Annotated in this window: 8 protein-coding genes; 6 read left to right on the plus strand and 2 right to left on the minus strand. The window is 60.5% G+C overall.

What is annotated here, in order from left to right:
• Positions 1-506: 506 nt before the first annotated feature.
• Positions 507-1,883 carry an L-serine ammonia-lyase gene (locus tag C0058_RS30130; RefSeq protein ID WP_008434038.1) on the minus strand — a complete coding sequence of 459 codons (1,377 nt, stop codon included), beginning with the start codon at positions 1,881-1,883 and terminating at the stop codon, positions 507-509.
• A gap of 436 nt (positions 1,884-2,319) precedes the next feature.
• On the opposite strand from C0058_RS30130, the gene C0058_RS30135 reads away from it, so the two are divergent.
• From C0058_RS30135 to choV, 3 genes are all read left to right on the plus strand, one after another.
• Positions 2,320-3,267, plus strand: a complete 948-nt coding sequence (locus C0058_RS30135) for a choline ABC transporter substrate-binding protein (protein WP_003216912.1) — start codon at positions 2,320-2,322, stop codon at positions 3,265-3,267.
• A 67-nt stretch (positions 3,268-3,334) separates the two neighbouring features.
• The gene (gene choW / locus C0058_RS30140; protein ID WP_003216909.1) at positions 3,335-4,180 is read left to right on the plus strand and encodes a choline ABC transporter permease subunit; all 846 of its coding nucleotides are present in this window, start codon (positions 3,335-3,337) and stop codon (positions 4,178-4,180) included.
• The gene (gene choV / locus C0058_RS30145) at positions 4,177-5,355 is read left to right on the plus strand and encodes a choline ABC transporter ATP-binding protein (protein WP_003216907.1); all 1,179 of its coding nucleotides are present in this window, start codon (positions 4,177-4,179) and stop codon (positions 5,353-5,355) included. Before choW ends, choV begins: the two co-directional genes overlap by 4 nt.
• Before the next feature lie 154 nt (positions 5,356-5,509).
• On the opposite strand, the gene C0058_RS30150 is transcribed toward choV, so the two are convergent.
• Entirely contained in the window at positions 5,510-7,444 is a 1,935-nt protein-coding gene (locus C0058_RS30150; protein ID WP_256579638.1) for a BCCT family transporter, read from the minus strand.
• 376 nt (positions 7,445-7,820) lie between these two features.
• On the opposite strand from C0058_RS30150, the gene betI reads away from it, so the two are divergent.
• The 3 genes from betI to betA all read left to right on the plus strand — a co-directional run bounded on the left by betI (position 7,821) and on the right by betA (position 11,848).
• On the plus strand, positions 7,821-8,414 hold the full coding sequence (betI, locus tag C0058_RS30155; RefSeq protein ID WP_003216902.1) for a transcriptional regulator BetI: 594 nt from the start codon (positions 7,821-7,823) through the stop codon (positions 8,412-8,414).
• Positions 8,415-8,475: 61 nt separating this feature from the next.
• Positions 8,476-9,948, plus strand: a complete 1,473-nt coding sequence (betB, locus tag C0058_RS30160) for a betaine-aldehyde dehydrogenase (protein ID WP_102370071.1) — start codon at positions 8,476-8,478, stop codon at positions 9,946-9,948.
• Positions 9,949-10,144: 196 nt separating this feature from the next.
• Positions 10,145-11,848 carry a choline dehydrogenase gene (gene betA, locus C0058_RS30165; protein WP_003216899.1) on the plus strand — a complete coding sequence of 568 codons (1,704 nt, stop codon included), beginning with the start codon at positions 10,145-10,147 and terminating at the stop codon, positions 11,846-11,848.
• Positions 11,849-11,945: the final 97 nt, after the last annotated feature.

Raw genomic sequence — 11,945 nt, forward strand, 5'->3', positions numbered from 1 at the left:
TCAGGCGAGGCTCTTGTTATTGCACTCATCGCCTTAAGGAAACTCCTATGGTGAGAGGCTTTGTATTGATAGAGCAAATGCCATGCCTAAAGTTGAATGCGTATTCAATAACTCCTGAAAACGACCTCATGACGTGTCTATATAAGCCCGCGCATGGAGTGGGGGATATGACCCAGAAAAGACGTGAGAGAACGCAGGCTCAAGGTGTGTGAGCAGATCGGTAGCACTTGTGGGAAGGGAGAGAAACGACGTGGGAAAAGTCTGTCACCACAAGCACGGGTGACCGATGGTCATGAGGGGAAATCGTTCGGGAGCTACTTATCTAATTGCGACGCGCTAAAAGGTGGCGCTTTTGGTTCTGGTGTTCACTTTATGAGCAGTGTTGCCCGGTCTACCGCATTCGCGAGCAAGCCCGCTCCCACACTTGACCGCGTTTTTTCAGTAGGAACTCGGTCGAATGTGGGAGCGGGCTTGCTCGCGAATGCAGGCGACGCGGTCTTTCCGGATCAACACTCCACCGCACTCACCGCCAACCCACCCCGCGATGTTTCCTTGTACTTGTCATGCATATCCGCCCCGGTATCGCGCATGGTGCGGATCACCCGGTCCAGCGAGATGAAGTGCTGGCCATCCCCCCGCAGCGCCATCTGCGCCGCGTTGATCGCCTTCACCGCGGCAATCGCATTACGCTCGATGCACGGCACCTGCACCAGCCCGCCTACCGGGTCGCAGGTCAGGCCGAGGTTGTGTTCCAGGCCAATCTCCGCCGCGTTGCACAATTGCTCCGGCGTCGCACCGAGGATCTCCGCCAACCCCGCCGCCGCCATGGCGCACGCCGAGCCGACTTCACCCTGGCAGCCGACTTCGGCACCCGAGATCGACGCGTTTTTCTTACACAGGATGCCCACCGCCGCCGCGCCGAGGAAATAGTCGACCACGTTGGCCTCGGTCACTTCTTCGCTGAACTTCATGAAGTAGTGCAGCACCGCCGGGATGATCCCCGCCGCGCCGTTGGTCGGTGCCGTGACCATGCGCCCGCCGGCGGCGTTTTCTTCATTCACCGCCAGGGCGAACAGGTTGACCCATTCCATCGCGCTCAAGGTCGAGCCGATCACATTCGGCTTGCCCAGCTCCTGCAAGCTGCGGTGCAACTTGGCTGCACGGCGCCTTACATTGAGGCCGCCGGGAAGGATGCCTTCGTGCTTTAGGCCTTGCTCCACGCAATCCTGCATGGCGCGCCAGAGCTTCATCAGGCCGCTGCGGATTTCTTCTTCCGAGCGCCAGGTTTTTTCGTTCGCCAACATCAGCTCAGCGACGCGCAGGTTGTGGGTCTTGCACAGCTGCAGCAGTTCCACCGCACTGGAAAAATCATAGGGCAGCTCGGTGCGGTCCATGTCCGCCACGCCGCTGTTGGCCTGGGCTTCATCCACCACGAATCCGCCGCCCACCGAGTAGTAGGTGTCGCGGTGCAGCTCGCCGTTATCACCGAACACCACCAGGGTCATGGCATTAGGGTGGAACGGCAGGTTTTCGTCGATCAGGCGCATGTCCCGCGCCCATAAGAAAGGCACCGGCAAACGTGCGTCCAGCAGCAGGGTGTTGGTCTCGCGCAGGGTTTCGATGCGGATGCCGATCTGTGACGGATCGATCGCGTCCGGCCACTCGCCCATCAGGCCCATGATCACCGCGTTGTCGCTGCCGTGACCGATGCCCGTGGCCGATAAGGAGCCATACAGCTGAACTTCGACGCGCCTGACTTGTTCCAACACATCACGTTCACGTAATCCTTGAACGAACAACGCCGCGGCGCGCATGGGGCCGACGGTGTGAGAACTCGAAGGCCCAATGCCGATCTTGAACAGGTCGAAAACGCTGATAGCCATTGCCGTGAAACTCCTCGATGAGCACAGGCCAGGCGCACATAACGCCTGGTGACGGAGCTGCTACGCTCATGTCGCAATCCGCCCAGATGCGGCCATCATCAAGCTTTTGCTGGCGCTCACGGCGTCTCACACCGACGTACCCATGCTCATCAGCGCCGCTGTTGTGGAAGGCGACGTTTTGGCCGTTTTTTGCGGTGCAGATCGGTAAAAAGTGCAGTTTTGCCGTGGAAAAAATCTGTAAGCGACGTCACCGACACTGGATACGACCATCCCTGTACTGGATACGACGCCCCCTGTAGGCGTCAGATTTTCACTGGTACATGATCAGTCTCGACTCGTTTGCACAGTTGCGTGGCAGAGCTGTGCCGCACGCCCAACCGCAACACCTATAAGCGCGGTGTTATTGCCGCCAGAAAAACACCAGGAGTCCACCCCCATGAAAGGTTCCCCGTCGTTGTTGTTGGCCGCCATGCTGAGTCTGCCAGTCGTGGCTCACGCTGCAGAACCGGCGCAATGCCAGACCGTCAACTTCTCCGATGTCGGCTGGACCGACATCACCGTCACCACGGCCACCACCAGCGAAGTCCTCAAGGGCCTCGGCTACAAACCCCGCACCACGATGATTTCAGTACCCGTGACCTACAAGTCCCTGGCCGACGGCAAGAACATGGACATCTTCCTCGGCAACTGGATGCCGACCATGGAAAACGACATCAAGCAGTACCGTGATGCCGGCACCGTGGAAACCGTGCGCGCCAACCTGGAAAACGCCAAGTACACCCTGGCCGTACCGGAAGCGCTGTACAACAAGGGCCTGAAAGACTTCGCCGACATCGTCAAATTCAAGGATGAGCTGGGCGGCAAGATCTACGGGATCGAGCCGGGCAACGACGGCAACCGGACCATCCAGACCCTCATCGACAAGGACGCTTTCGGCCTGAAAACCGCCGGCTTCAAAGTGGTCGAATCCAGCGAAGCCGGGATGCTTTCGCAGGTGGAACGCGCCACCAAGCGCGACCAGGCCATCGTGTTCCTCGGCTGGGAACCGCACCCGATGAACACCCGCTTCAAGATGAAGTACCTGACCGGGGGTGATGATTCATTCGGCCCCAACTACGGCCAGGCCACCATCTACACCAACGTCCGCAAGGGCTACACCCAGGAATGCAGCAACGTGGGCCAGTTGCTGAAAAACCTGTCGTTCACCCTGAACATGGAAAGCACCCTGATGGGTAATGTCCTGGACGACAAAATGAAGCCTGACGCCGCCGCCAAGGCATGGCTGAAGAAGAACCCGCAAGTGCTCGACACCTGGCTCGCCGGTGTCACCACGGTCGATGGCAAACCAGGATTGGAGGCCGTCAAAGCTTACCTCGCCAAGTAACCGCTGACCCCGGGCCGGTACGCTGGCCCGGGATGTTTTTCCTCTTCGCATGTGGACATTCACTACCATGCTGACTGAACATAAAATCCCGCTAGGCCAGTACATCGCTGCCTTCGTTGAGTGGTTGACCCAACACGGGGCCGCCTACTTCGACGCAATCGCATCGACCCTGGAAACGATGATCCACGGCGTGACGTTCGCGCTGACCTGGTTCAATCCACTGGCATTGATCGGTCTGATTGCGCTGCTCGCTCACTTCATTCAACGCAAATGGGGCCTGACCGTTTTTGTCATCGCCTCCTTCCTGCTGATCCTCAACCTGGGGTACTGGCAGGAAACCATGGAGACCCTGGCGCAAGTGCTGTTCGCCACCCTGGTCTGCGTGGTGATCGGGGTGCCGCTGGGCATTGTTGCCGCGCACAAACCGATGTTCTACACCCTGATGCGGCCGGTGCTCGATCTGATGCAGACCGTACCGACCTTCGTCTACCTCATCCCTACCCTGACCCTCTTCGGGCTGGGTGTGGTGCCCGGGCTGATTTCCACGGTGGTGTTTGCGATTGCCGCGCCTATCCGTCTGACTTACCTGGGTATCCGTGATGTGCCGCAAGAGTTGATGGACGCCGGCAAGGCCTTTGGCTGCTCGCGCCGTCAGTTGCTCTCGCGGATCGAACTGCCCCACGCCATGCCGAGCATCGCCGCCGGCATTACCCAATGCATCATGCTGTCGTTGTCGATGGTGGTGATCGCGGCCCTGGTGGGCGCCGACGGCCTCGGCAAACCGGTGGTCAACGCGCTGAACACCGCCGACATCGCCCTGGGCTTTGAAGCCGGCCTGGCGATCGTACTGCTGGCCATCATGCTCGACCGCATCTGCAAACAACCCGACGCCAAAGTAGGGGGTGATGCATGAGCATTATCCGATTCGAAAATGTCGACGTGATCTTCTCCAAAGACCCACGCGAGGCGCTCAAGCTGCTGGACCAGGGCATGACGCGCAACGAGATCCTGAAAAAGACCGGGCAGATTGTCGGCGTTGAAAACGCCAGCCTGGATGTCGAGAAAGGCGAGATCTGCGTGCTGATGGGCCTGTCCGGTTCGGGCAAGTCGAGCTTGTTGCGCTGCATCAATGGCTTGAACACCGTCAGCCGCGGCAAGCTGTTTGTGGAGCATGAAGGTCGCCAGATCGACATCGCATCCTGCACCCCCGCCGAGCTGAAAATGATGCGCACCCAGCGCATCGCCATGGTGTTCCAGAAGTTCGCCCTGATGCCCTGGCTGACGGTGCGCGAGAACATCAGCTTCGGCCTGGAGATGCAGGGCCGCCCGGAAAAAGAACGACGCAAGCTGGTGGACGACAAGCTGGAACTGGTGGGCCTGTCGCAGTGGCGCAACAAGAAGCCCGACGAGCTTTCCGGTGGCATGCAGCAGCGTGTCGGCCTGGCCCGCGCATTGGCGATGGACGCCGATATCCTGTTGATGGACGAACCCTTCTCGGCACTCGACCCGCTGATCCGCCAGGGCTTGCAGGATGAGTTGCTGGAGCTGCAACGCAAGCTGAGCAAGACCATCGTATTCGTGAGCCACGACCTGGATGAGGCGCTGAAACTCGGCAGCCGCATCGCGATCATGAAAGACGGGCGGATCATCCAGTACAGCGTGCCGGAAGAGATCGTGCTGAACCCGGCGGATGACTATGTGCGGACCTTCGTGGCCCACACCAACCCGCTGAATGTGCTGTGTGGCCGCAGCCTGATGCGCACGGTGGATAACTGCACCCACGTCAACGGCTCCATCAGCCTGGACCCGGGCGGTGACTCGTGGCTGGACCTGGCCGAAGGCAACACCATCAAGGGCGCGCGGCAGAACGGTTCGGTGCTGAACCTGCAGAACTGGGCACCGGGGCAATCGGTGGAGGGCCTGGGCCGGATGCCGACGCTGGTGGATTCGAATATCGGGATGCGTGAGGCGTTGCAGATTCGGTATCAGACAGGGAACAAGCTGGTGCTGCAGGACAACAACAAGGTGGTGGGGATTCTGGGTGACAGCGAGCTCTATCACGCCCTCTTGGGCAAGAACCTGGGCTAACAGACACCGCAAGATAAATGTGGGAGCGGGCTTGCTCGCGAATGCGGTGTATCAGTGTCAGATGTACTGACTGACACTGCGCATTCGCGAGCAAGCCCGCTCCCACATTTTGCTCAGGTGGTGTCAGTAACGACACCACCTGTCCTTTCAACACTCAGCTATAGACACGGCCAAGGAGCTGCCGATGGCTTTCAAACTGATCGAGCACGTCCCGGGTGATCTGCTCCTGGGTGAAGCCCATCAGGTCGTATTCCTGAGGCCCGTTGTGCAGGTAAACCTCGGCGCGGTAGTAGCGCGTGCGTTCTTCCTCGGGCGAGTCGTTCGGTGCCGACGAATAAGCATCCAGGCTGACCTCGTAGACAAACGGATTGCCCTCTTGCATCTCGATGCGCACACCAATGCAGCGCTTGGATTTGCCCAGCAGGGTCTGCACTTCCAGCCCCTGGTCACGCAACGCAGTCGCCGCTTCTTCCAGCGCCGGCGTGACGTGCTTGTCCATAAAGCGTTGCACGGTACCCTGGCTCGGTTGCAGGTCCAGGGCAGTCAAACGCTCGCTGAAACCACGCCGACCACGCTCGGCCAACTGCGCCTGCTCCAACTCGATCGCCACGTCCTGGCGCATCGCCTTGTGCAGGCCGAACATGAAGAACACCAGCACCACCGAGAACGGCAAGCCCGCCAGCACCACCATGGTTTGCATGGCTTCGAAGTTACCGGCGAACAGCAGGCCGATGGTCACCAGGGTGATCACCGCCGACCAGAAAATCCGCAGCCAGTGCGGCGCATCTTCGTCAACGTTGCCGCCCTTGCAGGACAGGTTCGCCATCATCACCGCGCCGGAATCCGCCGGGGTCAGGAAGAGTACGAAGCCCACGAAGATCGACACACCGATGACGATTTTCGACGCCGGGTAATGCTCAAGCAGTTGGTAGATCGCCATGGACGGCTGTTCCAGCGCCGTCTTGCCCAACTCCACCGCGCCATGGTTCACCACCAGGTCCAGGGCCGAGTTGCCGAAGATCGACAGCCACGCCAGGGTGAAGCCCAGCGGGATCAGCAGCACGCCGGCCACCAGTTCACGCACCGTGCGACCACGGGAAATACGCGCGATGAACATGCCCACGAATGGCGCCCAGGAAATCCACCAGGCCCAGTAGAACAGGGTCCACAGGCCCATCCAGCGCTCAGTCTTGTCGGCGTCGCCTTCGTACACGTACAGGTCGAAGGTCTTCAGCACGATGCCGTTCATGTAGTCGCCGATGTTCTGCACGAAGCCGTTGAGCAGGTGCAGGGTCGGGCCGAACAGCAGCACGAAAATCAGCAGGCCGCTGAACAGCACGATGTTCAGGTTGGACAGGCGGCGAATACCGTTTTCCACACCCGACACCGCAGCAATGGTCGCCACGGTGCTCATCACGATGATCACGATCAGCAGGTTGGTGTTGCTGTGCTGCATGCCGAACAGGTTTTCCAGCCCGGACGACACTTGCATCGAGCCAATCCCCAGGTTCGTCACCAGGCCCAGCAGGGTCACGAACATGCCGAAGCCGTCCACCGCGTGACCGGCCGCGCCTTTGACCCAACGCTCGCCCACCAGCGGGTACAGCGCCGAGCGCAGGGCCAGCGGCTGGTTATGACGGTAGGCAAAATACGCCACGGCCAGGCCGACCAGTGCGTAGATCGCCCAGCCGTGCAGGCCCCAGTGCAGGAACGTCAACTGCAACGCCTGGCGTGCAGCTTCGCCGGTGGCCGATGCGCCTTCAGGCGGGTTGAAGTAGTGGTCCAGCGGCTCGGAGGCGCCGAAGTACAGCAGCGAGATGCCGATGCCCGACGAGAAGAGCATGCCGGCCCAGGCGCCGTAGCTGAAGTCCGGGGTGTCGTCCTTGCTGCCCAGTTTCAATTTGCCATAGGACGAAAACGCCAGGCCCACCACAAACACCAGGTAGGCGGCGATCACGACCATGTAGTACCAGCCAAAGCTTTTCGACAACCAGGCTTGGGCCACACCGAGCATCCTGCCGGCTTCCTGCGGGGCGATGATCAGAATCGCGGTCAACAACAGAATCAGCGCGGTGGAGGTGTAGAACACCCAACCGTTGACCCGCACCTTTTCTGGCGGGGTCTTTATAAGAGAGGCAGAACTCATGGCACAGATGCTCCGGGCAGTGCAGAGAAACACAAGGCAACGCTTGACCCGAGCCATCGATTTTTCGGCAGTCGACGGACGGGTGTATAAAGACACCCCGAAAAACCATAAACCCCCGGCGAACCGCTGTGCCGGGCTGTTTCATGGGTTTTCCCGATGTCAGGTGGCGCCACATGCACGTAGGAAATACCTGTAGGCAGCGACCATTTGTCGCAGATCTTATTCTTTGTTGATTGAACGTTCAATCAAAACAAAATAGACTGGCCCTCAAGCCGACGGACGTTTATCGCCCGTTGGCAGGCCTAAGGAGAGGTGCACGATGCCCAAGGTCGGTATGCAACCCATACGCCGCCAGCAGTTGATCGAAGCCACATTGACGGCCGTCGATCAGGTCGGAATGGGGGATGCCAGCATTGCGCTGATCGCCCGTCTGGCCGGTGTCTCGAATGGCATCATCAGTCACTATTTTCAGGACAAGAATGGCCTGATCGCCGCCACGATGCGGTACCTGATGAACGTGCTGATCGAGAACGTCACCGAGCGCCGGTTGGCGCTGAAAGATGACAGCCCGCGGGCCCATCTTCAGGTGATCATCGAAGGCAACTTCGACGCCAGCCAAGTCAACGGCCCGGCTATGAAAACCTGGCTGGCCTTCTGGGCCACCAGCATGCACCACCCGTCATTGCACAGGCTGCAGCGGATCAACGATCACCGTCTGTATTCCAACCTGTGTTGCCAGTTCCGCCGAGCGTTGCCGTTGCCCGAGGCACGCAGCGCAGCCCGAGGCCTGGCGGCCCTGATCGACGGTTTGTGGTTGCGCGGCGCCCTGTCGGGAGACGCTTTCGACACGGAGCAGGCGCAACGGATCGCTTACGAATACATGGATTTCCAATTGGCCAAGCAGGTGAGTTAGAGCACACATAAACGCTCAACTCCCGAACCGCGCCAACCACTAATGCACTTGCGAGGACTTTATGGCCCGTTTCGAACTGCAAAAACTCTACATTGACGGCGGCTACTCCGACGCTGGCAGCGATGCCACTTTCGAAGCCATCAACCCGGCTAACGGTGAAGTTCTCGCCAACGTGCAACGCGCTACCAAAGAAGACGTCGAGCGCGCTGTGGTCAGCGCCGAAAAGGGCCAGAAAATCTGGGCCGCCATGACTGCCATGGAGCGTTCGCGCATCCTGCGTCGTGCCGTCGATATCCTGCGTGAGCGCAACGACGAACTGGCCGCCCTGGAAACCCTGGACACCGGCAAGCCGTATTCCGAAACCCAATACGTCGACATCGTCACCGGCGCTGACGTGCTGGAATACTACGCAGGCCTGGTGCCCGCCATCGAAGGCGAGCAGATCCCGCTGCGTGACACCTCGTTCGTCTACACCCGTCGCGAGCCGCTGGGCGTCGTGGCCGGTATCGGCGCATGGAACTACCCGATCCAGATCGCCCTGTGGAAATCCGCACCTGCCCTGGCGGCCGGTAACGCGATGATCTTCAAGCCAAGCGAAGTCACCTCGCTGACCACCCTGAAACTGGCTGAAATCTACACCGCGGCCGGCGTTCCGGATGGCGTGTTCAACGTCCTGACCGGCAGCGGCCGTGAAGTCGGCACCTGGCTGACCGAACACCCGCGCATCGAGAAAGTCTCCTTCACCGGCGGCACCGACACCGGCAAGAAAGTCATGGCCAGCGCTTCGAGCTCTTCGCTCAAGGAAGTCACCATGGAACTGGGCGGCAAATCCCCGCTGATCATTTTCGACGACGCCGACCTCGACCGCGCCGCCGACATCGCGATGATGGCCAACTTCTACAGCTCGGGCCAGGTCTGCACCAACGGCACCCGCGTGTTCGTTCCGACCGCCCTCAAAGGCGCGTTCGAAGCCAAGATCGCCGAGCGCGTTGCCCGCATCCGCATCGGCAACCCGGAAGATGAAAACACCAACTTCGGCCCGCTGGTCAGCTTCGCCCACATGGAAAGCGTGCTCGGCTACATCGCCAAAGGTAAAGAAGAAGGCGCCCGCGTGCTGTGCGGCGGCGACCGTCTGACCGACGGTGAATTCGCCAAGGGTGCCTACGTGGCCCCGACCGTGTTCACTGACTGCACCGACGAAATGACCATCGTCCGTGAAGAAATCTTCGGCCCGGTGATGAGCATCCTCACCTACGACACCGAAGAAGAAGTGATCCGCCGTGCCAACGACACCGACTTCGGCCTGGCCGCGGGCCTGGTGACCAAGAACCTGAACCGCGCCCACCGCGTGATTCATCAGCTGGAAGCCGGTATCTGCTGGATCAACGCCTGGGGCGAGTCCGACGCGAAGATGCCGGTGGGCGGCTACAAGCAGTCGGGCGTGGGCCGTGAAAACGGGATCAGCTCGCTGAACAACTTCACTCGTATCAAATCGGTACAGGTTGAGCTGGGCGACTACGCCTCGGTGTTCTAAAACCTGATTGAGCCTGGCATGGCCCATGTGGCGAGGGGGCTTGCTCCCGTCGGGCTGCGAAGCAGCCCCATGCCAGGTACCGCAGTTCTTTCAGACAGAACTCGAGCGCTGACTTTGCGACTGCTGCGCAGTCGAACGGGAGCAAGCTCCCTCGCCACAAAAGCAGCCTGAACCAACTTTCACGAGGGTGCATTCAATGTCCCAAGAATACGACTACATCATTGTGGGTGCCGGCTCCGCCGGTAACACCCTGGCGACCCGTCTGACCGAAGACGAAGGCGTCACCGTCCTGCTGCTGGAAGCCGGCGGCCCAGACTACCGTTTCGATTTCCGTACCCAGATGCCAGCCGCCCTGGCATTCCCGCTGCAAGGCCGTCGCTACAACTGGGCCTACGAAACCGATCCAGAGCCACACATGGACGGTCGCCGGATGGAGTGCGGTCGCGGCAAAGGCCTCGGCGGTTCCTCGTTGATCAACGGCATGTGCTACATCCGCGGCAACGCGATGGACTACGACAACTGGTCGAAACTGCCGGGCCTGGAAGACTGGACCTACTTGGACTGCCTGCCGTATTTCCGTAAAGCCGAAACCCGCGACATCGGCCCGAACGACTACCACGGTGGCGACGGCCCGGTCAGCGTGACCACGCCAAAGGCCGGCAACAACCCGCTGTTCCACGCGATGGTTGAAGCCGGCGTACAGGCCGGTTACCCACGTACCGAAGACTTGAACGGCTACCAGCAGGAAGGCTTCGGCCCGATGGACCGTACCGTGACGCCAAACGGTCGTCGCGCCAGCACCGCTCGCGGTTACCTGGACACGGCCAAGAAGCGCTCGACGCTGACCATCGTCACCCACGCCCTGACCGACAAAGTCCTGTTCGAAGGCAAGCGCGCCGTCGGCGTGCGTTACCTGATCGGTGCTGCCGAAGAGCGCGTTGAAGCCCGTGCCCGCAAGGAAGTCCTGGTGTGCAGCGGCGCAATCGCTTCGCCGCAACTGCTGCAACGTTCCGGCGTCGGCCCGGCGAAACTGCTGGAAAGCCTCGACATTCCGGTGGTCCACGACCTGCCTGGCGTCGGCGAAAACCTGCAGGATCACCTTGAGCTGTACCTGCAATACGCGTGCACCCAACCGGTCTCGCTGTACCCGTCGCTGCTCTGGTACAACCAGCCGGCCATTGGTGCCGAGTGGCTGTTCAACGGCACCGGCATCGGCGCCAGCAACCAGTTCGAAGCGGGCGGTTTCATCCGTACCCGTGAAGAATTCGATTGGCCGAACATCCAGTATCACTTCCTGCCGGTAGCGATTAACTACAACGGCAGCAACGGTGTGAAAGAGCACGGTTTCCAGGCGCACATGGGTTCCATGCGTTCGCCGAGCCGTGGCCGCGTGCAGCTGAAGTCGAAGAACCCACGGGAATACCCGAGCATCCTCTTCAACTACATGTCTACCGAACAGGACTGGCAGGAATTCCGCGACGGCATCCGCCTGACCCGTGAAATCATGCAACAGCCGGCACTCGACCAATACCGTGGCCGCGAAATCAGCCCGGGCATCGACGTACAGACCGACGAGCAACTGGATAAATTTATCCGTGAGCACGCCGAGACGGCGTTCCACCCGTCCTGCTCGTGCAAGATGGGCACCGACGAGATGGCCGTGGTTGACGCCGAAGGCCGTGTGCATGGCATGCAGGGTCTGCGCGTGGTTGACGCGTCGATCATGCCGATCATCACCACCGGCAACCTGAACGCGCCGACGATCATGATCGCCGAGAAAATCGCCGACAAGATCCGTGGCCGCAAGCCACTGCCGCGCAGCACTGCGGATTACTACGTGGCAGGCGATGCGCCGGTGCGTGGCAAGCCGATGCGTGAAGTGGGTCCTACTGCGCAGTAACTGATGGACCGAGGTGCTCCCTTCGCGAGCAAGCCCGCTCCCACATTTTTGACCGTGTGAACCCGATCAAATGTGGGAGGGGGCTTGCTCCCGAAGA

The sequence above is a fragment of the Pseudomonas sp. NC02 genome (genome assembly GCF_002874965.1).
In the GTDB taxonomy this organism is placed as follows: domain Bacteria; phylum Pseudomonadota; class Gammaproteobacteria; order Pseudomonadales; family Pseudomonadaceae; genus Aquipseudomonas.